We start from the raw sequence: 25044 nt of genomic DNA on the forward strand, positions 1-25044 counted from the left end.
GGCGGCTTCTTTGAGACAAAAGTATTTTATCTCTCTAAGTGTCACTCTGCCACGAGCACCTTAATAGCTTCCGTAAATGCATCTGATTTCACCTTCAACAAATAAATGCCTGTATGGAATGATTGTCCGGCAATGTTAAGTTCTGTGTTCTCACCCGGTTTGGCATTTTGAGGTGCCGGAATGAAATGGCTTTTCCCGGCTGTATTGATCATTTCAAATGAAATCGGACCGGTATGTTCAGGCGAAACTGAAACAGTGAATTGATCTTGAATTGGATTTGGATAGACGGTTGACTGCTGCCTTTTTTGGGCTTCTGGAAATACTTCTTCCTGCCCGATGCGCGCGGTCATATTGGTCGGCTGAAAAATTTTTGTAGTCTGATAAATCAGCTGCGGCGGATAAAAACCGCCTTCCTTGCTGCTAAAAGTTACTGCTGTACTTTGATTTGCAGGATTACCCAACATCAGGCTGATAATCTGATCACCGGATTGGCGTTGCGCATTTACATAGTTGGTCACATCAATTTCATAATATTTTAAAACATCATTGACTCCCACAGATCCAAGTGACGGCAGTGATGCGGCAGGCGCGTTGGCACCGGTAATCGCTTTCTCAGTCCAGGAATCGTCATTGACGCCATATACATGAATTTCAGTATTTGGATTATTATCGGTATTATCCCCGTAGACATCGTTATTATGCCCGTAAACGCGCAGTTTAGCAGAAGTTATCTCCGCCTTTCCGGCAGGCAGCTGAAATTTAAAATATGAATGCCAGGGCAAAGTAGGATAATCTCTATAGGGTCCCTCCCTGACGTAGAGATTGTCAGAATCCACATAGTTGGTATTGCTACCAGATGCCACCATGCCATCTTCAACTGGGATCAAAGTTGGGCTTGCAGTAACTTCAATGGCCGAAACCCTTGGAATATCAGCCGCGCCGGTAAGAAAGTCAATGTTCAGTATCCCGTCGGTGACAGTGACAGGAATGGTCAGCTGATTTGCGCGCAGTGCCCCGCCAGCCTCGGTGAAGATGTCGTAATTAGTCAGTTTACGACTTCCCTCTATGTTGACATGGAATCGCCTGCTGCCTGGCCCGCCCTTTTCACCTTTGGTGCCCGGAACCCCAAAATAAGTTTCAGCAAAGTGTAAAGTTACGTTCACCAACTCATTGACGACCGGGATATTGTAGCTAAATGACGAAGCGCTGCGGGCGGAGCGGTAGAGTACGTCGTTGGTAGTGTTCAGAATGTCGCCCGATGCAATCGAGCTCGTGCGATCAATGCCGGCGTAGTATTGATCTGCGACAAACAATTTTTGGGTTGCTGTTGTAAAATCCGGCCCGCCTGCATTGATGCGAACCAGTGTTTGCGGCGAACACGTTGCAGTGAGCCTTACTTCCTCAGTATTTGCACATCCCGCAGCATTCCCGGAAATAGTAGCTGATCCGTATGCAATCCTTTCACAAACAATTTTAATTGCACAATCGGATAAGAGAGGATTATTGGTAATGGTTATTTGTGATGCAGTTTTCAACTGGGCCAGTTCCGAAATACTGGTCAATGCCGGATTGCCGGTAATTTCAAGCTCGTCCTCCGCAATTTTAAGGCGTTCCAGCCCTTTCAGACTCTTGAGACTTTGGTTGTTGCTTATTTTGCTCCACCAGTTTATTTCCCTGAGCCTTCTCAGGCCGTTCAAATCCGCAATTTTTCCATTTGATGAAATCGTTAGAGAACCCCGGACCCGGCTTAAATTGTGCAGGCCCTCCAAAGCGGTTAAGGATCCGTTTGAACCAACAGATAAATTTCCCAAAATCCGGGTCATGCCCCTCAGGCCATTCAGATTAATGAGCTTGTTATTATTAGCAATGTTCAGGCTACCCTGCAAAGTCACAAGATTTTGAAGCCCTTCCAGCGAAAGCAGGCCGTTGTTGCTGGTAATGCTGATACTCGCATCGACTTGCACAAGAGAAGACAGCGCTGCTATGCTGGTCAGATTGGGGTTACCCTCTATTTTAGAGATAGGTTAATGCGGGTGATACCTCGCAGACCGTCCAGGTTTGTGATCTCAGGCGAAGTGATTTGCAGATTACTGCTGATAACCTTGCAGCCCGGATAAGTAGTGCTGAAATTATCAACCTCGGCCTGGGTTTTCAGTGCTGCAACACTGCATGTCTGCGACCGTGTGATAACGGTCGAGTATGCAAATAATAAGACGATGAGTAAAATCTTTTTCATAAAATAAATTAGGTTGTTCGGTTAGTTGAGACGGTTGTTAGTTATTGCTATCAGACAACAGCTCATGCTAGATACTGTACAAATGAAGATTATTTTTTCTGCTGTCTTACAGCTACACTTCGAATCGCCTCAATATTCCTGTACTACCTGAAATAACGGCTCTCTTGAAAATAGTAAATCTTCCATTCCGGCTGTCTCAAGCTTTTGCAGTAAAGAAACATTTCAGCGCAAATTTGCTTGGGAGAGAATCAAAAAAGGGCTACTAATTAAGTAGCCCTTCAATGTTACTGCCCTACCGCGATCTTCCGAATCGTCTCCGTACCATCCACAAGAGTTAATTTGATAAAGTACAACCCAGGCCGAAGTGATCTCGCGTTGATATCCTTAGACGGCTTATTTTCTGCGCTGTAAAGCATTTTCCCTTGGTTGTTGAGGATCTGCAAGCCTTTTACTCGCGACCAGTCGGCTGCCTTTAAATGAATATTCTCCACTGCCGGATTAGGATAGACGGTAATTGCAAAGTCTTCCTCAAATTTTACATGCTGGATCTTGCTGTAAGCAAAAGTCCCATCCGCATCTACCATTTTAAGCCGGTAAAGGTTGTCTGATCCAAGCACAGGGGTCGTGTGTGTATAGTTATAGAAGCTCATTTTCTTACTCTCCCCCTGTGCATTGATCATGGCTAGCATCTCCCAAGCTTTACCGTCCAGGCTGTGCTGTATCTCAAAGTGGTCGCTGTTGGTTTCGGAAGTTGTTTCCCAGGTAAGAGCTGCGGTTTCGCTTTCTTTGGACGCTGAAAAAGTTTTTAGGATTACGGGAAGTGGATTTTCCGGTGCAAGTTTGACAAGCCAGTAGCCTGCATCAAACCCTGTCACACCTTCCTTGAAAGAGTAGCTTGCCAGGACGAGACCGCCGTCTTTAGCAATTACCAGTGCTTCTAAACCATCGTAACTGGAACCACCCACATTTTTATCCCATACCTTTGTACCGTCAGCGGCCAGCTTCACTAACCAGATGTCACTCTCAAATTTGTCCACAGTATTATCACTCATTTTGTCAAATCCGGCACCGCTGCCGCTGCTTCCACCTACTAGATATTCGCCGGATGCTGTCTGGACAACATCAGTAAGCTGGTCGCGTCCGTAAGCTCCTCCCCATGGATCCTCTGTAAGAGCGCCAGTTAGCGTTTTGTCCCATTGTATGGCAGCATCAGCATCAATTTTCGTCACACGATAATCACCAATAAGCTCCCCGCCCAGAATATAGCCCTTGTCAGCAGTTTGATGAAAGGTTGTTGCTTCATAGTCGAGACCTGGAACAGACAGGTCGGAAATCAGCTCGCCTTCTGCCGATACCCTGATAATATGGGTCTCTGATGGTCGCCCGAGCATAAGCATCCCTCCGTCCTGCAGGGGTTCCACAGCTCTGAGATTACCCGGATATACTACCTTGTCCCAGATTTTGTTTCCTGCGGCATCTAACTTTACGATCCAGAAATCATAGTAGGAACCCAATCGGCTTTGTGATTTTTCGCCACTGATGTCGGAATCAGAGTAACCAGCAGCGATAAAGCTGCCATCGGGGGTTTGATGTACGGAAACACAACGATCTGAGTTATTTCCGCCGAGTGTCCGGTCCCATTCTATTGTTCCGTCTGGAGACAATTTAACGATCCACATATCACCAATTTCACTGAACGGGCTTGGCGTGCTTCTGTTATCTTGTGTTTTATCACCTCCGGCATCCGAGTACGAGAGGCCTCCAAGAACGTAGCCTCCGTCCAAGGTCTGACGAACACTTCTAAGTAAGTCAGATTTCGTGCCACCAATTGTCTTATCCCACTCCCTGGTTCCGGCTGCTGAAACTTTTACAAGCCAGTAATCATCCTCTCCCCGTGAGGCTTCTGTTTTATGTTCACTGGCACCAGCATTTGAACTGCCACCAATCAGGTAACCGCCATCAGCCGTATTAATTACAACAGTGGGAACACCAATTCCGAGTGCGCTGTCCCACTGTATGGCTGGCTGTGCAAGCAGACTTGTCATAGCAAGGAAGAAAATAGCGACGTTGAGTAAAATGTATTTCATTTCTCTTGGTTTAAGATGTTTCATTTAAATCCTGTTAGACAGTACCTCAGGGTAGATACTGCATTGAATAGTAAATTCTTTGAAAAATTCCAGAATCAACTCAGGCTTGTAAGAGAAGAAGCCACCTCATCTTACCTGACAGGCGGCTTCTTTGGGTTGAAAGCTGATTTATTTACTTAAGCTGTCACTCTGCTATGAGAATTCTGATCACTTCAGTAAATGCGTCCGATTTTACTTTCAATGAATAAATGCCGGTGTTAAATGATTGTCCGGCAATGTTAAGTTCTGTGTTTTCACCCGGTTTGATGTTCCGAGGTGCCGGGACAGAGCGGCTTTTACCAGCTGCATTGATCATTTCAAAAGAAATCTGTCCGCCATGTTCCGGAGAAAGCGATACCGTGAACTGATCTTTTACCGGATTGGGGTAAACAGTTGACGGCTGCTTTTCTGCTGCTTCTGAGAATACCTCTTCCAGGCCGAAACGTGCGCCGGGGTTTGTAGTTTGAATCACTAGCTGGGGCGGATTGGAGGCGGCTTCCCGGCTATTAAAGATTAGCCTGGTATTGCGACTGTTGGGGTCATTTAAAAGCAGGCTGACCAAAGCTTCACCGGCCTGCTGCCGGGCTCTTACGTAGCTGGTCACATCGATTTCGTAGTATTGGTAAACATTATTTACTGCCGCAAATCCAAGCGAGGCCGTCGATGCGGCCGGGGCATTTGATTGGTTAATGGCGCTTTCTGCCCAAGTGTCAGTATTAACCCCATAAGCGTGAAGGGATATCGGTTTTGTGTTTTCATGGTTACGGCCATACACGCGCAACTTGGCAGACACTACGGGTGTTTGCGCAGGCAGCTGGAATTTGAGATAGAAGGCACGGTTCACCGCAGGATCAGTGGACAGCGACTTCACTTCCAGACTACCAGTGAGCCCAAAGTTGGTCACGCTGTAACTTCCGCCCCTCACATAAGCATCAGCAACCGGCGTGAGCGTAACGCTGACCGGAACTACTTCAATGGCACAAACCCTGGGCTGGTCTGCCGCACCTGTCAGAAAATCAATGTTCAATACACCGTCAGTCACCATAACCGGAAAAGTAACCTGGTTGGCGCGCAGCGCGCCGCCTGCCGCGACGAAGATGTCATAGTTGGTCAGCTTGCGGCTGCCTTCCATGTTGACGTGGAACCGGCGGCTGCCTGTTCCACCCTTCTTGCCCGGCGCCCCAAAGTAAACCTCGGCAAAGTGCAGGGTAACGTTTACCTGTCCATTCACTACCGGAATATTATAGCTGAATGAAGGCGAGCTCCGGCCCGAGCGGTAAAGTACGTCATTGGTTGTGTTCAAAATGTCGCCGGAAGGAATGGAGCTGGTACGGTCAATTCCTGAATAATACTTATCAGAAACAAATGTCTTTTTTGTAGCGGTTGTGAATTCTGGCCCGCCCGAGTTGATGCGCATTGTAGTTGGTGTGGTCGTTACGTATTCGGGCGCGAGTTTAACAATCCAAAAATCAGAATTACTTTTCTTATTTTCCGTTTTGTCGAAGCTTATATCTGAACTAGATCTTCCTGCGATTATTAGACCGCCATCGGATGTGCTGGCAATTGAACCATCAAACTCGTTTCCGGCTCCACCAATTACCTTATCCCAAACCTGAGTACCGGATGCATTGAGCTTTACAAGCCAGAAATCGGCACTTTCGTTGTGAGCATCTTCTGATTTGTCCCCTAAACCCGGTTCGCTTGAATAGCCAAGCACAGCATATCCGCCATCAGGGGTCTGGGTAAGGTCCGTGAAAGTGTTTTGTCCTCTTCCATTATCGTAAAAAAGTGTATTTAATACGTTGTTCCAAGCAATACTGAGGTCTGCATTTAACTTGACAATCCAGTAATCACCGCCACTTGAATCTTCTGTCTGATCTCCGCCGGCGCGTTGATTAGATACGCCGCCAAGGATAAACCCGTTATCGGGTGTTTGCTCTATATCATAAATTTCCGCACCGCCAGTCCCTTGGATAATCCTTTCCCACATTTTAGTACCATTCGCAGATACTTTCATAAGGTTATAGCCACTGTCTCCATATTCAAATTGTTGATCCCCACCCGCCAAAACAAAGCCTCCATCAGAGGTTTGTGTTATACATCGCATGTGGTCACAGTCCGGCGTTCCTAGGGTCTTGTCCCAAATAATACTGCCAGTAGCCGATACTTTTACAATCCAATAATCAAACATGCTCGGGTACCAATCCTTATCTCCTCCTAGTGAAGGCTCTGTCTTCTCGCCTCCAATACCCCCCAATTGACCATCCTGCCAATATATAGTTGCCGTCAACCGTTTGCTGCACATCGACCAGATAGTCGTCATAAGTGCTTCCAATGGTTTTATCCCACACCTTGTTACCATTTTTGTCTAGCTTTACTATCCAGTAATCTAAAGCACCTCGGAGATTTTCTGACTTTTCACCGCCTGCCGATGAACTTGATGTGCCGCCTATAATATAACCCCCATCTGAGGTTTGATGAATCGAAGGGTCATATTCTGCACCTGGGCCGCCTACTGTTTTGTCCCATTCTTTTGTTCCGGTCGCCGATATTTTGACTATCCAGAAATCAGAGCCGCCGCGGCTGATTTCAGATTTATCACCTGCAATACGAGAGTTGGATAAGTATACTAAAATGTATCCTCCATCATTAGTTTGCTCAATTATCTTGTTCTTAGGTCTGCTGAATGAGGCGGTATTCAACGGAGAGCCAAATGTCTTATCCTACTGAATTGCTGGCTGTGCAATGAGGGTGGAGGAAAAACATGAAAAAAGAATAATAAAGTGAAGAAAAAATTTTCTCATCGGGTGTAAGAGGTTGAAGGTACCATTGGGCATTTTTAACCATTAGACTACAATTCACCTAGATACTGCCGGGCATGAAAATAGTTTCAGAGATCCCTGAATTTACCAGTTAAACAGCGCAGACGAGCCTGTACTGTCTTAGCAGCTTGATAGGCTCATTGATATACGTTTATGACAGAGAAGAAGGAAAGGAGATGAGACCGGAGGAGGTAATCCAGGCTTATATCAATCAAGTATACAGGCAATGAAAAAGGGCTACTGATTAAGTAGCCCTCTGCATTACTGCCCTACCGCAATCTTTCGGGTTGTTTCCGTGCCGTCTGTCAGGGTTAATTTGATAAAGTACAAGCCCGGTTTAAGTGACCTGGCATTAATATCCTGAGAAGGCTTATTTCCTGAGCTATATAGCTCTTTCCCTTGGTTGTTGAGGATCTGCAAGCCTTTTACTTTTGACCAGTGAGCAGTTTGCAAATGAATAGTTTCTGTGACAGGATTGGGGTATACTGATACAGAAACACCTTGATCAAATTTCAGATGCTCCACTCTTGAATAGGTAAAAGCTCCGTCAGCATCCACCATTTTCAGGCGATAATAGTTGTCTCCCGAAACAGGGTTAGTATGTGAATAGTGGTAAGTTTTCGATTTTGTACTTTCCCCTGCCGCATTGATCATGGCTAATAAATTCCAGGCCTTGCCGTCTGTGCTGTGCTGAACTTCGAAGCGATCGCTGTGCGTTTCCGAGGTGGTTTGCCAGGTAAGCAGCGCAGTGGTGTTTTCTTTTTCGGCGGCGAATTTTGATAGAATAACTGGTAGCGGCTGTTGCTCAGCAAACACCATCCAGATATCTGAGCTACCTTTTAAAGGTGCAGTTCTGTCCTGTGGCTTATAACCTGTGTAAGAATTTGATTCCCCCAGAAGTAAATATTTCCCTTGCTCGGTCTCCGTTGTATACAACAAAATATCAATTCCGCTTCCCCCGATTGTTTTGTCCCAAACTTTTTCAAAAGCTTCATTCAACTTTATGAACCAAAAGTCACCCTGGTAGTCGGAATCTGCGTATTCTTTATTAGGCTCGGTTTTGTCTCCACCTGCCGGGGATGTGCTAAACGCCGAGAGTAAATATCCTCCATCAAGTGAAGGTTCGATGTAAAAAAAATTTTCCCGGCCGGAACCGCCCAATCTTTTGTCCCATTCTTTGACACCATTAGAACCTAGTTTTACCATCCAGCCATCCTCGGCACCCCTTGATGGTTCGCTTCTATCAAATCCGGCTTCGGACCAAGAACTTCCCAGCAAAACGATGCTTCCGTCCGGGTAGCTATATACGTATTGAAGCGTTTCATCTCTGGTTGCGCCCAGCGTTTTTTCCCAAAGCTGATTTCCCAGGCTATCAATGCTAATAACCCAAAAGTCATAAAAGCCTTTCGACTCGGCCTTACTCTTGCCCACAGGCGAATTTGAGTCTCCTGCCAGCATATACCCACCGTCAGCGCTTTTTACAATTTCTTTCAAATTATCGGCACCTGTTCCTCCAAATGATTTGTCCCATTCTTTCTGCCCGGTCGAAGTCAGTTTCACTATCCAGTAATCATAATCACCTTGTCCGGCAGTGGTTTTATTACCACTAATTCCAGAAGTGGACTTTCCACCAACCAGGTATCCCCCATCTGCAGTCAGTACAATGGAACTAGCTTCATCTGTTTCTGAGCCGCCAAGCACGATATCCCATTCTTTCAGACCATTCTTATCTATTTTAATAACCCAGTAGTCGCCTAATCCATGAGTCGCTTCGCTTTGGTCCCAGGATGCACCACCTGAACTTGATGCACAAATGATGAACCCTCCATCAGGTGTCTCTTTGATATCCCCCCTTTCACCATAAGCATAATCGGCACGCAGCGTAAGATCCCATAATTTTGCGCCCTCTGGGGAAAACTTGACGATCCAGGGGTCAGAGTCTCCCACGCCATCCTGGGACTTATCACCTCCGGCCGGCCCGGTGGATTTTGCTAACATAATGAAGTTGCCGTCCGAGATCCTGTGCACTATTGGATTCAGGGTATATTGATATTCAACCGTAGTTCCAAAGCTTTTCTGCGATTTAATAATGAGTTGTGCCAACAGGTCTGTTGGGAAGCCCATAGTCAACAAAACAATTTGAAGCAAAAATTTTATCATAGGTAGATAGTTGTTGAGTATGTAAAATGAACGTCAATTTACTTTTAGACAGAAGGTTGGAAACAATCACCTGTACCCGCCTTACAGTGCTGAATACTAATTGTTTAAACTGGGATTTAAAAAATAATAATACAAATCCCATCAATGATATCACCAGCTCTACCTTGGATGGGAAAGTATTGGCAAAGGGGTTGGTGTATTCTGCAATCCGGAATCAGTTAAGCTTTATAAGAAAAAGCCGTATGATCAAAATCATACGGCTTCTAAAAACGTGCCACTGACTTAAAATTTCACAAATTTGCCTGATTGTATGCCGCTAGCTGTTATCAGATGAATCAGGTAAATGCCTGGCGACAAGTTATCTACCGGGACGGTGATTTCTGTCTGATTTGCATCAGTGGCAAGGTTACAAAGAATTTTACCATATGCGTCCAGTAGTTGGGCGATCCGGGTATTCTCTGGCAATGCGATCATCACCTTCTCAACTGCCGGATTAGGGTAGACTTTTGCCAAAACTTCGTTAGAAGCACCAAAGGTCAGTGATTTGATCCCATACCTGGTGGTAGTTCCGTCATAATCGACCTGGACAAGTCTGTAATAGTTTTTGCCGTTTGCTGGCGATTTGTCATACCACGAATAATTTCGATTCACCATTGAGTTCCCACTGGCCTCTATCAATCCAATAACTGTGAAATTTTTAGCATCTGTTGCATGCTCTATTTCAAAATGACTATTATCCGTTTCGGTAGCTGTGGACCATTCAATCTTAGCTGCATTACCTTCTGCAATGGCCGTGTAACGGATTAGTGAAACTGGCAGGTTAACCTGATAGTCAATTTCAAATGGAAGTGCAGCAGTGTTTGCGTTTGCAGCGGGATCATCAGCGACGTTGTCGGCAACATTAACTGTCACAATACCATACGTGGCAGGGATCAGATCAAAAGTGTAGGTTGTCCCGCTTCCTGAAAATCCACTTATTGCACCGTTACTAACTAAAACATCATTGGCATCAAAACCTGTTACTGTCTCAGAAAAGGTAATGGTTACCGGAATAGGTGAATTGTATGTGAATCCGCCCGACGCGCCTGCGCTACTGGTAATTGCAACAGATGGCGCTTGATTGTCAACCGTTTCATTTGATGCCCCGGATACAGTACTGCTATTTCCTGCCCCGGCAGCAGCGGTAACTGACACATTTAAATTAGATACGCCGTTAATATCGCCGCTGATGATAGTGTAGGTTGCAGTCCACGTCTGAGCATTGTTTGTCGCTGAGACAGATGTTCCACCAAATGGACCAAAGTCTATGGTTACCTCTGTAATACCGGTATTATTGTCTCCATTTGCTGTGTTATTCCAGGTAGCCGTAACAACATCGCCTATTCTGAATGCACCATTTGTCCCCGTAGCTCCGCTAATACTAATATTCGATGCAGTAACAACAGGGGCTGCGGCAGGAAAGCCAAACTCCGTTAAATTCCCGGATCCAAAACCCAGGCGAAAGTTATATGGTGTATTCGCGGTGGTCGTATTGTTCCAGTTGGTTGGATCGGTAATGTCTTCTAACCAATCAGCTTTTGAACCACTTGTCTTTAATCCAGGATTATATTTGGCATTAGGATAGCGCGGATTGGTGTTTGGGTTGGTTAAAAAACCAAGGGAGCAATTAGCTGGCAAGCTTGCTGGTAACTCCGAGTATATTGGGAAGCTTGTTGTTGGTTCGGTATTGTCAGGATTGACATACCATCCATTTGATACGTTTGTAGCAGTAGACCTCAAATTATTAAACGCAAAAATAAAGGATGGGCTGCCTATTGTCCCTTGGTATATCAATATCTGATCACCAATCGTTGCCGGCCATGGGTTAGCAGAAAGAGTGGTATTGATCCAGGTACCGGGTTGTATCATCAGGTCTGGTGATGGAAGTGCTGTGCCACCACCGGTCATACCCGATACAGTCCTTGTGGCCAGGTCTATTTTGAATACAATGACAGTACCCTTTGGAATACTTGCCGACGGTTTCCATTGAAATGTCCCTTCATTAGTATAGGTTGCTGAAAGTGGCGGATTTCCCAATGCACCAACAAAATGCCCCGGTGTGGCGTCAAAAGCATTGACCCAGCCACGATCAGTAAAATATATCACCTCTTGTGCGGCAATGTCATTCAATGCAACAACTGCGAAACTGCGTATCGAAGTTGCCGGATCGGTATCGCCATTCATCCCGATAACAGCAAGGTCGCCCGCTGACAAGGCAGCCTTAACGTTAGATATGCCTACAAAGAGTATAGGTACAATAAATAAAAACTTGTAAAGCTTCTTTGTGAAGTAACGTTTTTTCATGTAACTAGATGTTTATATAAGATATAAAACTAATTCTATTTGGTGATTTTGTTGTATTTGATATCAATCATTTATTTTATTTTTTGAACTATCTACTAATGGATCCCAAACGGAAGCGATATATCACGGTTTTAGATACGCTCTCGTCTAGAATGATCAATATGGACCTGCATTTCTTTGTGTATAGCCTCACCCACTAAAAATGCCTGTTAATCGAAACGGTCTATTTTCAAGGATACACACATGAAGAGACAGCCAAGTACCTATGGCTTCCCTTGGGAATGTAAAATCAAAGGTGCGTAAGGCGCTGAAAGATTTACGAATGATCTATGATGCCTAAGCCTGGAAACGTGGCAATTAATGTCCTGACAGACAGGTAAGAGGTTCACTGCCATTATGGATATCCGGAGGTCATGTTCATAGTCCTCGGCAATGCGCTTTACGGCAGCCAATTTTTCTTCCTCCGATGTTTCATCCTCGCTGTTGCTAGTGAGTGCGTTGTTTGTAAAGCATCGTGCAGCGGTAAGACAAAAGCCTTAGATTTATCGATGCCTGAATAAATCCTTACTATTCATTTTCGTATTGCATTTGTATACAGCAAACTCTGGCCTTTGGTTGTTCTAACCAGTTTGCTGTTGCAAGATGCCGCTGTACTGTTCAAGGGTCAATCAGTAAAGTACTCTACCAGTGGTAAAACTATATCTGGAATCGCATTGGCGACTTCTGGGGAAATACAAGGGCAAAACGATCAGGTACGGTTATATAGTAGTAGGTCAAAGATCCTTCATCCCAGACTTACGTGCCCGAACCTCAGAATTTACTAGTTGAAAATACGACTTTAAGTTTCTACTCCGGAAGCAAGTACGACACTAATCTTGCCTACAAAGTTTGCGTGATCGTTCCTGTTCGCAATGAGGCAGACCATCTGCATCAAACGCTGGAAGCACTAAGAATTCAGCTTGGTGCCGATCAGATTCCATTACCGCAAGACAGCTACGAAGTTCTTGTACTGGTCAATAACAGCTCGGATGAATCCCTGGCGATTGCCCGCCGGTATGCAGACACCTTCCCTGATTTTGCCATGTCAGTAGCCAACATTGATCTAACAGACGCGGATGCGCACATCGGCACTGTCAGAAGATTACTGATGGATGAAGCCTACACCCGCCTTACCAAGTCCTGCCGGAAGGGCGGCATTATTGCCTCTACTGATGGCGATACAATGGTTGACAAACATTGGATTACGCGTATTACTGCCGAAATAGACAGGGGTAATGATGCTGTGGGAGGCAGAATACTGACCAGGCCGGAGCGCGGGGATGGTCGGGCTTATCATTTGAGAGATGTTACATACCGCTGTTTACTGGCGCAGGCCGAATGCATGATAGATCCGTTGGCACACAATCCGTATCCATGTCATCACCAGTACTTTGGCGCCAATTTTGCTGTTACTGCAAAAATGTATGCGCAGGCAGGAAGGCTTCCCATCGTTCCTTTTCTGGAAGATGTTGCATTTCACAAAGCTTTGATCAGCCATGATGCCAGAATCCGAAATTCCTTCGATGTAAAAGTATATACATCTTCGCGCAGGGACGGGCGTGTTCATATTGGTTTTTCCGAGCAGCTCCGGCGATGGCAGCACGATGAGAAACTGTATCAGATGCAAATGGTTGAAGACGTGCAGGTACTGCTTCATATGTATCAGACCAGAAGTATATTGCGTAAAATGTGGTCGTCCTATCAACAAACCAGGATCGTACATCCGCACGATGTGAGGCAGGCTGCATCAATGCTTGAAATGGATTTAACAAAGCTTGAAAACCTGATGGTGGAATCAGCGTACTTCGGGCAATTCTGGCATACACTCTTGCAGGTGACTGCCCACAGCCAGAACCGGACTGTCACTTTTCAGCCCATCAAACAGGCAATTATGCAATTGCGGAAGTTTGTAAAAGATCCGGCCCTTAACGCCTCACAAAAGAGTCCAGCCGATAGGTTTCCGCCCGCAAACTTTGCACCAATCTGAGAGGCTGCAGGTCTTTACTCAAAGATAAGAATGCCTCATGGACCTGGTCTCCGGTCAAGGGGTAGTCATGAACTTCGGGGGTCCAGTGTACCAACAGTAATTGTCCGCCTTCTTCCAGGTGGTCCAGTATCCGCTGCTGTAATTGCAACAGATCGGGCATTGTAAAGTAGTAACCTACTTCCGACATCACGATCAGATCAAAGCTTTGTTCAGGAAATTGCGCAGGAACAGTCATTTTTTGAATCTCTACATGCGGAAATTCGCTCAGCCTGCTTCGTGCTTTTACAAGCGGGGCCTCGGCCACATCCACCGACAGCAACGTATTGCACCGGACAGCAAGCATTTGGGTCAGCACACCGATTGAACAACCGATTTCAAATGCACGCCCGTAGCGTTCTTTAATCAGCGAGCTGATGGTTACCGCGTACTTATTCAGCTCATATTCACTGGATTCGAAGTTCCAGGGATCATGGCTGTTTTGGTAAACGTAATTAAAATACTCTTCGGTTAATGTTTCCATCTGGTCAGCCATGTCCTATATTCTTTCAAATATTATTTCAAAATCGGTATCGAAATGCGCCAGCACTTCATCTGACAATGTAAAGCCCTCCGGATCATCGTCGATCAGAGATGTTGTCTGGGAAATATGTGCACTGATCGCTTTCTTTTTCAGCTCCTTTGCTTTTTCAATATTCACTTTCCAGATCAGCCCTTCGTCAACATCGGGAAGGTCGCCCGGCTTGGCCCGCTCCCAAAGCCACACAAAATATTCAAACCTTCGTACGGTATCGGTATGCTTTGCAATTGCCTGATCCACGATCTGCCAGGTAGCACGGTGATCCTTATGCGGGTCCCGCTGCCAGGGACAAAGAATGGTAGCAGGCTCAAAACCGGATAGTACAGGAGCCAATACACGAACTGCAGCATCAAAATCAGGAGCTCCGCCATCAGGAAGCCGACTATCTTTTAACCTGAGAAAAGTAATGTTTTCCTGATCCACCCCAAGGATAGCCAATGCTTTTACAGCTTCATGTTCCCTGAGCACAACCAATGTTTGAGAAGGGAATTTTGCAGAGTTCGGATGAGACATGCTACCATCACTCACAAATACCACATGCACGGGCATTTTGAGCTGAGTAAGCAGGTAAATAATTCCTCCGCAGCCCAGTGACTCGTCATCTTGATGGGGTGCAACAACTAATGTCTTACCCCACATCGACAGCTCGCTACCAGCGTGCTGCCGGGCATATTTTACCAGGCGATCTGCTTCTGTTAAGTCCACAATGAAGTCGTATTTTGTTGGTCAAGCACATATTTTCCAACATATGCCTGGATAGCATCCGGGGCAGGCTGACGTAAATAGGTAGTCAGGTCACGATGCATGCGCTCCAATATGCCCGGTCGCATCAACCCCCGGGAGCCTACCGAGCGTTCTGCCAGCTGCATGGAGCGAAGACACGCATCCTCAATAATGGTGCGCGTCATGTTCGCATAGGCAATCAACTTCTCAGCCGAACCCGGCATATGCAGCCACCGGTCATAAAGCTCACCTGCCTGATTGAGCCACAGATTCCCGGTTTCAATCAAATAGCTTATTTCTGCGATTCTGGACTGTTGGAAGGGATCCTCTGTCCGCTTGAAATCATTAAGCAGGCGATGTGTTTCTTCGAGAACTGCTTCTGCTCCGCCTAACTGTACGGCAGCAAACCGTAAAGCCCCCGAGCCAAAGAGGGGTTGCCGGTAATAATCATCGGGTAAGCCCAATAAGTCCTGTTCACCGATCTCTATTCCTGTCAGATCCATCCGGTAACTGGCCGAAGCCTGCATGCCAAGCGGCTTCCAGAAACTGCTGTCCGCCAGGATGGGCTTTACAGTCTCCGTGGGAATAATGCACATCTGCCAGCCTGACTTTTCAGGCGAAATCAGCTTGCCCGTGACAAGGGGCCTGCCGATCCATCCTGCCCCTGAGCAAAAGGTTTTTGATCCGGTCAACCGGTAACGTCCATTTCCTGTGTCCTCAATTTCCAGACCGCCGGCATCCTGCGTGTTCCAAACGCCAAACAAATTAGCTCCGGCATCTTCAAACCACCTGCTTTTCTGATCCTGGCTGCCAAACGAAGCGATCAGCAGCAATGCATTGATATGTCCCTCATAAATCCGCCCGACAGGCAAGCTCGACTTACCAATGTTTTTCAAAAGCTGCAGCAAACCAGGTGTGCTGGCTTTATCATAACACAAGGCTTGTCCGGGAAGTGTGATGGTGAGTAGCCCTGAGGCTCTTAGCAACGCAAATTCGTGAGCGGGAAAACCTCCGTCATAATCAGATGCAGCCGAAGCTGCTGCGATTTCTGCAAATAACCGTTCATTATATAATTGATCCTGAATTGTAGAATTTGTTGTGTTGATCATTATGCCGAATTATCCCGGATAGCGCATTTTAGCGGGGCTCATCATAGAACTGTTAAAAGTGTACCAGGAACCTAGCTTATCGGTCAAAACCATGTTGCTATCCCTGTGACTAGCTTCACTCTAAATTACAGATCAGACAAATGATGGTAAGAGCTTCATTTAAAAATACGGGGAAGGTTACAATTTCAGGAAAGCTTACAATTCCAGGGGAGCTTACAATGCAGCTCTTTCGTACATTTATACACTTCGAACAAATCAAAAACTAATTATAACATTACATCTGTAAAATGCCATCAGCAATTATTATTGGTTCAGGAATTGCCGGCATGGCCACTGCACTGCATTTACGGGCCGCAGGCTTTGAAGTGGATGTATTTGAGAGCAACGATTATCCCGGAGGCAAGCTACATGCCTTCGAAGTAAACGGCTATCGTTTTGATGCCGGGCCTTCGCTCTTCACCATGCCACAGCTTATCACTGAGCTTTTCGAATTGTTTGGTGAACAACCCACAGATTTTTTTCAGTATCACCGCCTGAAATCAGTGTGCAACTATTTTTGGGAAGACGGCATGCGCTTTACTGTTGATGCCGATCGCGACGTTTTCGCAGAAGAGGCCGCAGCAAAATTTGGAATTGAAGCCACAGCGATACTATCTTATTTGAAAAACGGCCAGAAGAAATATGAGTTAACCGCTCCTTTATTCATTGAGAAATCGTTGCATAAAATGGGCACTTATCTTTCTGTGGAGACGCTCAAGGCCATGGCTCACCTATCAGAAATGAATTTGGGCACTAGTTTGGATGCGCTTAATGAAGCGGCTATCGGTGAGCCACATCTGGTTCAATTGTTTAACCGATATGCTACCTATAACGGCTCATCGCCATACCTCACACCGGGTATCATGAGTATGATCCCACATCTTGAACTTTACCTGGGCGCTTATTATCCAAATGGTGGTATGCACAGTATCACTACCAGTCTGTATCAACTGGCACTTCGGCAAGGCATCCGATTTCATTTTAATCAAAAAATAGAACAAATACTGGTTGAGAAGAATAAAGCAATTGGGGTTAAAGCGGCAAGCAACCAGCATTTTGCAGATTGCATCGTGTCAAACATGGACGTATTTTCTACCTACAAAAAACTGTTGGCATCACAACCGCACCCCGAGCGTACGCTTAGGCAGGAACGATCAAGTTCGGCAGTAATATTTTATTGGGGCATTCGCGGCAGTTTTACGCAGTTGGACTTGCACAACATATTTTTCAGCAGCAATTATCAGCAGGAGTTTGCGCATTTGTTCGAACACAAAAGTCTTTTCAATGATCCTACGGTCTATGTAAACATTACCAGTAAAGAAACTCCGGGTGATGCACCTGAGGGATGCGAAAATTGGTTTGTGATGATTAATGCACCGGGCGACTATGGTCAAAACTGGGAGACATTGGTGGCACAGGCGCGCCAGAATATCATCAGCAAATTAAACCGCCTGCTAGGCACTGACATTGCCCCACGCATCATGGCAGAAGATGTGCTGACACCCCCGCTTATTGAAAAACGGACGAGCAGTTACCGTGGCGCATTATATGGTGCGGCAAGCAATTCTAAACTCGCGGCCTTCCTTAGACACCCCAATTTTTCAAATAAAATAAAACAGCTCTATTTTTGCGGAGGATCCGTCCACCCCGGTGGCGGTATTCCTTTGTGCATGCATTCGGCAAAGATTACTTCAAAGCTCATCATTTCGGCTTTATGAATAAAGAACTTTCATTTTCGGTTGTGCAAAGCAACAGTTCCATTTTTGCTATATGGCTGGTAACCATTTCAGGCATGATAGGCATTTGGCTGGGTTATGGCGCTTGGTTTTTACCAAAAACACCATTTAACCTGCTGCTTGGCGTAGTGCTTTTGTACTGGAATTTTCCGCTTAAGAATGTTTGGCCAGGCATCTTCATCTGGTCACTTGTTTACATCACCGGTATGGGCGTTGAAATGATTGGAGTAAACACAGGCTTGCTTTTCGGAAACTATTGGTACGGTGAAAATATGGGGCCTAAACTAGGTAATGTTCCCTTGCTGATTGGCATCAACTGGGTGGTGCTTACTTTTATAACAGCCACTATCGCAAAACGTTTTATACGTAGCCCATGGATGGCACCTGTTTTCGGAGCTGCGCTAATGGTTGCGCTCGATTTTTTTATTGAACCCGTGGCTTCACTATTTGATTACTGGCATTGGAATGCAGGTTACGCACCGTTACGCAACTACATAGACTGGTTTGTAGTTTCATTAGTATTTCAGGTGCTTGTAAGAGATTACGTACCGCAAGCAAAGTATCCGCTTCCGCTACACCACTTTGCATCTCAGGTTTTGTTTTTTGTTTTCTTCTATGCAATCAACAGATAATTACGAGATAGCCAAAATCGATTAAGCAAAGCGTCATTGGTTCAAATAGGAAGCCAAAACATTCTTACCACCCCAGGTTCCTTCGGAACGATAAGGCTGAAAGCGCGCAAATAACTCTTCTTTGTACCAATCTATTTTCCGGGTTTTCCGGATGGCCTCCTGATGTTCGGGGCTATTGTAGGCATAGTTTTTCAGCGCATCTATATTTTCCCATAAACTGAACGTGGCCATCTGAACCAGTGGTGCTTCTCCAATTCCTTTAGTATAAATCAGTCCTTTACAACCTTGCATGATAGGCCTCTGCGACGTTGGTACGTAGTCCCAGAATCTTATCAGTTTACCCGCCTTAATGGTCGCACGCGTAATGACTGCAATCAGCGGGTTGTCACTATCCAAATCAGTAGAGGGGGTAAATGGATTACAGCCCGACCAAAGGCCCTTTACCTGTTTGGGTTTCATATAAATGGTCCACTGTTCACTGCTCTTCGCCTGGTATCGCTTAAAAATTTCAGCATTTTTGAAAAACTGATCAGCGCTTTGCTCGTTGGCCCAAACACCCAACATGGCATATACACCCCAGTCGGGCAATGGGCTAAAACCTGGCTCGCGACCGCTACCCATGAGTTTGTAAAATTGCAACCCGGGCGTTCTACTGATATGAGCATGTGCAAACTGCATTTGTCCGAAAGCCCACATTTTAGATCGTGAATTGTGAAACTGAAACAAAGTAAGCGTAGTGATGGAACTCATTAGAAATGGCAAAGCAACCGATACAAACTAGATTTCATTTGCATTAAGATAAAAAATAATTGACCATGCAAACGTACTCAGAGAAGTTTACGGAATCAAAAATTGCCTTAGATGTGGTCCTTACTTTTATGCTGACAGCATTTCCTTTGAAATAAGTAATGATCATACCTTTTGAGACGAGCCAATGTATCGAAGAGTACAAAATACCACCATTTTCCTTCAAATAAATGATGTTAAATGGGTAATGCTTTTATATAACCCTTACTGTTTTCAATCTCTCCCATGTCGTCCAACAACAAGGAGGCCTAGCTGATCAGTAGCTGCACTTACATATTGCAATTTCTTAGAAGTAGTAGAAAATAGCCATCTCCATTGATGTCAGCTACCTGGACAAAACCAACACCGCCCAATGTAAATTCCATGCCTTGTGGAACTGGACTGATGTGGTATACACCTTTATCATTGAGTAAGTAATTATCGTTACTGGCACCAGGTAACCTGTTCCATATATCCAGATCGCCATCGCCATCAAAATCAGCAATGCTGCACGAAATATTTAATGCAAATCCCGGCGGAGTAGATGAAACAAAGTCAGCAAAGGGATTAGGCTGCGGAGTGCCGAAGGATTCACCATTGTTATTCTGCAAGTAAACCAATGTTCCTGCCGTTGTGGCCGTATATAAAACATCAGGAAAGCCGTCACCATTGATATCAGCTACCTGAACAAAGCCAGTTCCGGGTTGTGGTGTGTATTCTAAGCCTGTTGGTAGCGGTTGCTGTACAAATTTTACCTGGCCTCGTGTCTGCAAGCCAGTACAGAAAAGGGTTACCAAGAGGGTAGCATAAAACGGCTTGATCTGGAAAGTCATATGGAACGAATAAAATTGTCGCATCAAAATGTATAATGTTTGTTGGTAGTATCACACATAAACATAAATAGTAATTACATGTGATATTTAAAGGTATTTCTACTCTTAAATGTTGTTGGCTAAACTTGAGTAAAAGAAGAAATGGGGTGGAAAAGGCTTAACTGCCCTTTTAAGGATGAATATTAATGCAAATCACCAGATAGTGCGGAATATTAGCGTAGTTCAGGAATAGAAGTAGTGAGTCATCAAACAAAATGACACCCTGACATATCCAAAAATCATAGGTTTTGTCTCACGTACTCAGGCAAAGGTTTAAAAATGTTACATATAAATGTGAGATGACGATTTGAGAGGGTAAATGCCCTGGTTCCGCGGTAAAAAGAGGCTGACGGCTAGTGCCGCAGAAAACGGGCGTTATTTTAAACTATTTTTCGGAAAATAAATCAGTATATATAATTTATCTGTATATTCCACTTTAAAAGGAATGTGTGATGACTGATCGACATACACAATTACTGTACTTCTATTGTGTCGCAAGCTGTCTTGCGGCTGCTTTTTTTGTAGTTAGATTATTAAATGAAGAACAGCAGGACAAAGAACGAATTGGCAGAAAATATAGGGACAGGAGTTACCTGGTTAAAAATATTATCCCAGATACCACTGTGCGTTATTGGAGGTATGTTGACAAAGTGTCAAATATGATTATTCGAGAGGCTGGCGACAAATCAACTTTGTCAGCTTATACAATAGAAGATCCGAATAAGGGCTTTTTTGATAACGGCCACATGGTGGTTAGTTACTCATATATAGTTTACGCTGACAGCAGTGGATTACATTATGTCTCTGACAAAGATTCATTCCAAAAATTTATAGGACATGTGGATAATATCTCAGAGGCGATATTGATAGGAATGGCGGAAGGTCTATCGATCGATACACGAAACAAAAAAGGAGGATCCTACATTGCTACTAAGTTCGGGTATGCCATGAAGCTTTTAAAGTACAACAATTGCCCTGAAACATTTGAGTCGATATTATTTAGTATTAAGTACAATGGTGATTTTCAAATAAAATCAGACAGGGTATATAGTAGGACTGGGGATTGTATTCAATTTTGAGATATCAAATCATTTCTTATTCGATCAAACGATAAAATAGTGATAAATCACATAATCGAACGATGATTCGATTGGGAGGAAGCCTTAAAAGTATGGAGTTGGAAGGTATACTCAATATTTCCCTTTTGGGAAGCACTTGCTTCATACTGTAAAAATACAATTTCGAGATACCATAAAAATAGTAATATTTTGTTATTTGCTTGAAATGAATTTGTATGGTCAGAAGATAGCATCTTTTCTCATAAAACCCTCGTTTTAAACTACTGCAATCAGCTACAACGTTAATACCACAGAAGTGACGTGGGCATTGCACAACTTACGATCACAGGTGCAATTTGATTTGTGCGGGCCACACAATAAACTTGGAGAGCACGAGTTAAACGAAGTAAAGATAGAGTACTCAGATACGTGTAAAAATGACCTGTACTTAGGCGTTCGAGTTCATAACGATACCCATAATAACAAACCAAGGTTGACAGCGAGAAGAAGGGCCATACACGCATAAGTAATCCGATCTGAGTTTTGATCAGACTGTTCCATACTAGATCTATCAAAATGGTCTTCCATAGTTGTACTTTAAATTATAGTTACTACTAGTACATCAAAGTAAGTAAGATATATGTGAAAGCAGTTCGTTTTAACGAAATTGCAACGTAGATCAATTTATTATAGTAATATAGAAAATATCTAACCGTATTTACTCGAAACTTGGTATAGCCATGAAAATTTACCCTATGATGTTGTTAGCATCAATAACAGTACTAACTGGATGCGAAAAAGAAAACTCCATCCCTGTGCCCCTATACAACCCACTTTCAGGAGTTTACATTGGGGAAGTTACTTATGTTGGTCTTGATGGATCAGGCAATGTTGACCCCGAATACCCCACAGAAAAACATACTATAAAATTTGAAATCGAGGGCGTAAATTTCAACCGACCCGAATGCGGCTGTGCCGGCGCAATTGCTGTCAATGAAACCGAGGCAACAGTGCAATTTACAAGTAGTGAAAAGGGTTGTGAAGACGCTGGAAGCTTAAACGGCCAAAGTTGGTTCTTCTCCAACGACATTATAGGTAAATTTGATTTTACAATGCATGATGATACATTACACCTGAGCGGTATACCAGACAGCACAAAGAATCCTGCAAATTTGCAAAAGAGCATAGTTGCTATCCGTCAAAAACCGTAGCATTTCGGGTTTCGTGCAGTTGCTAATGTGTAGATAGAGCGTAGAGTCTAAATTATATTTGGCACATCGATGGTTATCCCTCTGAATATGGCTCTATTTGAATCTTAAAAAGTCACTTATCCTGAAATAATAATATCCAAGCTGCAATCTCACAAAACGGACGTTTTACAAAATTTCAAAATATAAGAAAGGCTGCGCCTTCATTCTAGAAGTGAGTATTTTCGCATTTAACATCAATTTGCCAATTAATGCTTCCAATCACAAAATATCGAGTTAACACTCTATTAATCATTCTTTTGTCATTTGTTGCCTTGACTATTGCAACCTACATTAACAGATTCCCCACTGGCGACGACGGGTGGTTCGCGGAACAATCTTATTGGCTTTACCACCAAGGTATTATTAGGTCGGAATTCTTTCGGGGAATTGCTGGGTGGGAAAATGGCCTTTTGGTCAGCCATAAGCTGTTCCTTGCCTTTGGTTCAATGCTTATAAGTTGGTTTGGTTATGACTTGCCAATTTTAAAAATCTCTGGTTTCTTCTTTTTCCTCATACTAATTATTGAGTTGATTGCTTATATCCGTCAAAGAGAGAAACAAAACCTTTGTCATTACATTGTAGCAATACTTATTCTGGTATTTAGCAATAGGTTGCTCATTAAAATGAGTTTTGAGAACAGACCTGAAATGATGGTTGCAGCATTTGGATTTGGATCGTTTCTGTTACTGAACTTCAAGCGGGAGCAAAGAACATTTGTATTACTTAGTGGATTTCTAGCAGGCCTTTCTTTCTTAACTCACCTTAATGGAGTCATCTACGTCATAGCAGGCGTACTTGCGTTGTGGGGACGCCCAATCAAGATTAGTCGAATGTGCTTTTTTTTACTAGGAGCAACGTTAAGCGGCTCCATGTATTTGATTGATATTTTATCGGTTGACAATGGAATGTCAACATGGTGGTTTCAATTTAGAAATGATCCTGCAACCCAAGCTTCATTCAATTTTACTCAAAAACTTATTCAGATCGTGACATATCCTCGGATGTTTTTTCAATCGCCTGAACAGCTTTCACTTTCTGTTCTGCTTGTATATTTTTTATGGCTTAGACGGAAAATGCTGGCTATGCTTCCAGCATTTTTAAGCAAGTATACGGTTCTCCTAATTGCATCATTTTGGATAGTATCAAAGGCAAATGCAGGCATGTACTTGGTATTATTTATTCCATTAATGCTTGTATCAATATATGAACTATACATCCTAAGCCCAATCACCCCCAATTTCAAATGGATGCTTGCTTTATACTTTACAATTGGAATTTATGGATCGGGCCAGTTGGTGTATAAAAATTGGAAATTAGGTTATTTACCAAATACTTACCATGAGATCTCAAAGCAACTGCCAAAATCCTCCCTTGGAGTTGTTCCATTAACCTTTTTTTACAATGATTACAATCAATTTACAAGGTTACTAGCTCACGAGAATTATAAACTTTATTGCCATAAACAGAATATGAGTTCAGATGGCTTTGCCAAGTGGGCAAAAGCAAACAATCCGTAGTTCATTGTAATGGATTATCAATTTAATCCAGAAGTATTCTTCCCTGCATTAATGGTGACAAAAATCCCCTTCTACGAAAGACGTTATTTTGATGGGCGATTCGCAGTGTTCTTCATGATTGATCCAAAAATGTAGCCGCGATTAGCTATGACTTCTTAAATGGTTTACCTAAAAGCTTATTAAAGGATCTTTAACAAGCGATGGTGTTACAAATAACATTCATTTGAAAAACACATTTGTAAGTGCGCAACCCTGCGATCAGTCTTTGTCTAGGCTAATAGTTCATGTATCAACCGTTATCTGTAGCCAATTAATAAATAGACGGTTATGTTGTTTTTCTTGCCGCGGGTGATCATGGTTAATATACGTAGTCTTGTATGCGACGAATCCTAGATCGCAAAGTGAAGAGTGCGTTCTTCTTGCACTATTCGAAGAACTTCCCTAAAAGTCGATTTTCCCGCTTGTTCTATGTTTCGTCATTTAACATAAAAAGGGTTATTTAAACAAAACCTGAGTTTTATGTAAACGTTTACAGTCTGATCGTTAGCACCAAAAGTATCGCAAATAACGCTCCTTCGTAAGACGACTAGTACCATTCACTGACTGCCCAGATCCGCCACATATCTGGGAGGTTTTATAAGACAGTACTCACATTTCTTTGATGCTCGTAATCTGTATTGGTCCCCCAGGAGCCCGAAGTCTTAACTCTGGATTAGGGCCTAGACACGTGGATTTAATATTGCCGGAGATTGTATAATTCCAGGTATTTTCATCCTTACCTATTTCCCAAGAAGCATCTACATCACAAGCATGTACGCTCAAGCCGCCAGTTAATGTATCAGGGACAAAAAAAGTGCCTTCACCAATATATCTGGCTTTTCGATTTTCTAGAACCTGACTTGTTGAACCACCACACCCGCAATCTTCATCTATATTTTCTTTTGAGCATGATAAGGCGAACAACGAAACTAGTAAGATGAGGAATGCGGCTTTAAAGATTGAATGCATAAATTGTTAGTTAGATACAACAAC

At 43.9% G+C, this 25044-nt stretch carries 19 protein-coding genes; 6 read left to right on the forward strand and 13 right to left on the reverse strand.

The window, feature by feature from the left end; genetic code table 11:
* Positions 1 to 41 precede the first annotated feature (41 nt).
* From HWI92_RS11355 to HWI92_RS11385, 7 genes are all read right to left on the reverse strand, one after another.
* Positions 42 to 1964: a CBM96 family carbohydrate-binding protein gene (locus tag HWI92_RS11355; protein WP_204663790.1), complete on the reverse strand. Its 1923-nt coding sequence runs from the start codon at positions 1962 to 1964 to the stop codon at positions 42 to 44.
* A 44-nt stretch (positions 1965 to 2008) separates the two neighbouring features.
* Positions 2009 to 2236 (reverse strand): hypothetical protein, encoded by a 228-nt coding sequence (locus tag HWI92_RS11360; RefSeq protein ID WP_204663792.1) that lies wholly within the window; start codon positions 2234 to 2236, stop codon positions 2009 to 2011.
* Between the two features lie 284 nt (positions 2237 to 2520).
* Complete coding sequence (locus tag HWI92_RS11365; protein ID WP_204663794.1) at positions 2521 to 4323, reverse strand: T9SS type A sorting domain-containing protein; 1803 nt, start codon at positions 4321 to 4323, stop codon at positions 2521 to 2523.
* Positions 4324 to 4507: 184 nt separating this feature from the next.
* On the reverse strand, positions 4508 to 6379 hold the full coding sequence (locus tag HWI92_RS11370) for a CBM96 family carbohydrate-binding protein (RefSeq protein WP_204663796.1): 1872 nt from the start codon (positions 6377 to 6379) through the stop codon (positions 4508 to 4510).
* 190 nt (positions 6380 to 6569) lie between these two features.
* Positions 6570 to 7064: a hypothetical protein gene (locus tag HWI92_RS11375; RefSeq protein WP_204663798.1), complete on the reverse strand. Its 495-nt coding sequence runs from the start codon at positions 7062 to 7064 to the stop codon at positions 6570 to 6572.
* 381 nt (positions 7065 to 7445) lie between these two features.
* Positions 7446 to 9344, reverse strand: a complete 1899-nt coding sequence (locus HWI92_RS11380; protein WP_204663800.1) for a T9SS type A sorting domain-containing protein — start codon at positions 9342 to 9344, stop codon at positions 7446 to 7448.
* A gap of 282 nt (positions 9345 to 9626) precedes the next feature.
* Positions 9627 to 11687: an Ig-like domain-containing protein gene (locus tag HWI92_RS11385; protein ID WP_204663802.1), complete on the reverse strand. Its 2061-nt coding sequence runs from the start codon at positions 11685 to 11687 to the stop codon at positions 9627 to 9629.
* Between the two features lie 799 nt (positions 11688 to 12486).
* Here HWI92_RS11385 and HWI92_RS11390 point away from each other — a divergent pair.
* Positions 12487 to 13713 carry a glycosyltransferase family 2 protein gene (locus HWI92_RS11390; RefSeq protein ID WP_204663804.1) on the forward strand — a complete coding sequence of 409 codons (1227 nt, stop codon included), beginning with the start codon at positions 12487 to 12489 and terminating at the stop codon, positions 13711 to 13713.
* Here the strand turns inward: HWI92_RS11390 and HWI92_RS11395 are convergent.
* From HWI92_RS11395 to HWI92_RS11405, 3 genes are read right to left on the reverse strand one after another with little or no spacing between them, the layout of a single operon-like run.
* Entirely contained in the window at positions 13652 to 14245 is a 594-nt protein-coding gene (locus tag HWI92_RS11395) for an SAM-dependent methyltransferase (RefSeq protein WP_204663806.1), read from the reverse strand. The genes HWI92_RS11390 and HWI92_RS11395 overlap by 62 nt on opposite strands.
* A gap of 3 nt (positions 14246 to 14248) precedes the next feature.
* Positions 14249 to 14995 (reverse strand): PIG-L deacetylase family protein, encoded by a 747-nt coding sequence (locus tag HWI92_RS11400; protein WP_204663808.1) that lies wholly within the window; start codon positions 14993 to 14995, stop codon positions 14249 to 14251.
* Positions 14986 to 16122, reverse strand: a complete 1137-nt coding sequence (locus HWI92_RS11405) for an acyl-CoA dehydrogenase family protein (protein WP_204663810.1) — start codon at positions 16120 to 16122, stop codon at positions 14986 to 14988. Before HWI92_RS11405 ends, HWI92_RS11400 begins: the two co-directional genes overlap by 10 nt.
* Before the next feature lie 287 nt (positions 16123 to 16409).
* On the opposite strand from HWI92_RS11405, the gene crtD reads away from it, so the two are divergent.
* A complete protein-coding gene (crtD, locus tag HWI92_RS11410; protein ID WP_204663812.1) occupies positions 16410 to 17879 on the forward strand; it encodes a 1-hydroxycarotenoid 3,4-desaturase CrtD in 1470 nt (489 codons plus the stop codon).
* Positions 17876 to 18529, forward strand: a complete 654-nt coding sequence (locus HWI92_RS11415) for a carotenoid biosynthesis protein (protein ID WP_204663813.1) — start codon at positions 17876 to 17878, stop codon at positions 18527 to 18529. Before crtD ends, HWI92_RS11415 begins: the two co-directional genes overlap by 4 nt.
* 33 nt (positions 18530 to 18562) lie before the next feature.
* On the opposite strand, the gene HWI92_RS11420 is transcribed toward HWI92_RS11415, so the two are convergent.
* Positions 18563 to 19225 (reverse strand): spheroidene monooxygenase, encoded by a 663-nt coding sequence (locus HWI92_RS11420; protein ID WP_204663815.1) that lies wholly within the window; start codon positions 19223 to 19225, stop codon positions 18563 to 18565.
* 380 nt (positions 19226 to 19605) lie between these two features.
* Entirely contained in the window at positions 19606 to 20148 is a 543-nt protein-coding gene (locus HWI92_RS11425; RefSeq protein ID WP_204663818.1) for an FG-GAP repeat domain-containing protein, read from the reverse strand.
* Between the two features lie 491 nt (positions 20149 to 20639).
* Between HWI92_RS11425 and HWI92_RS11430 the strand changes: the two genes are divergently transcribed.
* From HWI92_RS11430 to HWI92_RS11440, 3 genes are all read left to right on the forward strand, one after another.
* Positions 20640 to 21266, forward strand: coding sequence for a hypothetical protein (locus HWI92_RS11430; RefSeq protein ID WP_204663820.1), 627 nt, complete (start codon positions 20640 to 20642; stop codon positions 21264 to 21266).
* Between the two features lie 719 nt (positions 21267 to 21985).
* A complete protein-coding gene (locus tag HWI92_RS11435; protein ID WP_204663822.1) occupies positions 21986 to 22456 on the forward strand; it encodes a hypothetical protein in 471 nt (156 codons plus the stop codon).
* Positions 22457 to 22704: 248 nt separating this feature from the next.
* On the forward strand, positions 22705 to 24012 hold the full coding sequence (locus HWI92_RS11440) for a hypothetical protein (RefSeq protein WP_204663825.1): 1308 nt from the start codon (positions 22705 to 22707) through the stop codon (positions 24010 to 24012).
* A 648-nt stretch (positions 24013 to 24660) separates the two neighbouring features.
* Here HWI92_RS11440 and HWI92_RS11445 read toward each other — a convergent pair.
* Positions 24661 to 25020, reverse strand: a complete 360-nt coding sequence (locus HWI92_RS11445) for a hypothetical protein (protein ID WP_204663827.1) — start codon at positions 25018 to 25020, stop codon at positions 24661 to 24663.
* Between the last annotated feature and the right edge of the window lie 24 nt (positions 25021 to 25044).

The sequence above is a fragment of the Dyadobacter sandarakinus genome (assembly GCF_016894445.1).
Classification (GTDB): domain Bacteria; phylum Bacteroidota; class Bacteroidia; order Cytophagales; family Spirosomataceae; genus Dyadobacter; species Dyadobacter sandarakinus.

Excerpts from the sequence above, each read along its gene's own strand:
- HWI92_RS11360 (WP_204663792.1), bottom strand. The coding sequence starts at position 2,236 with ATGAAAAAGATTTTACTCATCGTCTTATTATTTGCATACTCGACCGTT.
- HWI92_RS11365 (WP_204663794.1), bottom strand. The coding sequence starts at position 4,323 with ATGAAATACATTTTACTCAACGTCGCTATTTTCTTCCTTGCTATGACA.
- HWI92_RS11370 (WP_204663796.1), bottom strand. The coding sequence starts at position 6,379 with ATGAAAGTATCTGCGAATGGTACTAAAATGTGGGAAAGGATTATCCAA.
- HWI92_RS11380 (WP_204663800.1), bottom strand. The coding sequence starts at position 9,344 with ATGATAAAATTTTTGCTTCAAATTGTTTTGTTGACTATGGGCTTCCCA.
- HWI92_RS11385 (WP_204663802.1), bottom strand. The coding sequence starts at position 11,687 with ATGAAAAAACGTTACTTCACAAAGAAGCTTTACAAGTTTTTATTTATT.
- HWI92_RS11395 (WP_204663806.1), bottom strand. The coding sequence starts at position 14,245 with ATGGCTGACCAGATGGAAACATTAACCGAAGAGTATTTTAATTACGTT.
- HWI92_RS11405 (WP_204663810.1), bottom strand. The coding sequence starts at position 16,122 with ATGATCAACACAACAAATTCTACAATTCAGGATCAATTATATAATGAA.
- crtD (WP_204663812.1), top strand. The coding sequence starts at position 16,410 with ATGCCATCAGCAATTATTATTGGTTCAGGAATTGCCGGCATGGCCACT.
- HWI92_RS11415 (WP_204663813.1), top strand. The coding sequence starts at position 17,876 with ATGAATAAAGAACTTTCATTTTCGGTTGTGCAAAGCAACAGTTCCATT.
- HWI92_RS11420 (WP_204663815.1), bottom strand. The coding sequence starts at position 19,225 with ATGTGGGCTTTCGGACAAATGCAGTTTGCACATGCTCATATCAGTAGA.
- HWI92_RS11425 (WP_204663818.1), bottom strand. The coding sequence starts at position 20,148 with ATGACTTTCCAGATCAAGCCGTTTTATGCTACCCTCTTGGTAACCCTT.
- HWI92_RS11430 (WP_204663820.1), top strand. The coding sequence starts at position 20,640 with ATGACTGATCGACATACACAATTACTGTACTTCTATTGTGTCGCAAGC.
- HWI92_RS11435 (WP_204663822.1), top strand. The coding sequence starts at position 21,986 with ATGAAAATTTACCCTATGATGTTGTTAGCATCAATAACAGTACTAACT.
- HWI92_RS11440 (WP_204663825.1), top strand. The coding sequence starts at position 22,705 with ATGCTTCCAATCACAAAATATCGAGTTAACACTCTATTAATCATTCTT.
- HWI92_RS11445 (WP_204663827.1), bottom strand. The coding sequence starts at position 25,020 with ATGCATTCAATCTTTAAAGCCGCATTCCTCATCTTACTAGTTTCGTTG.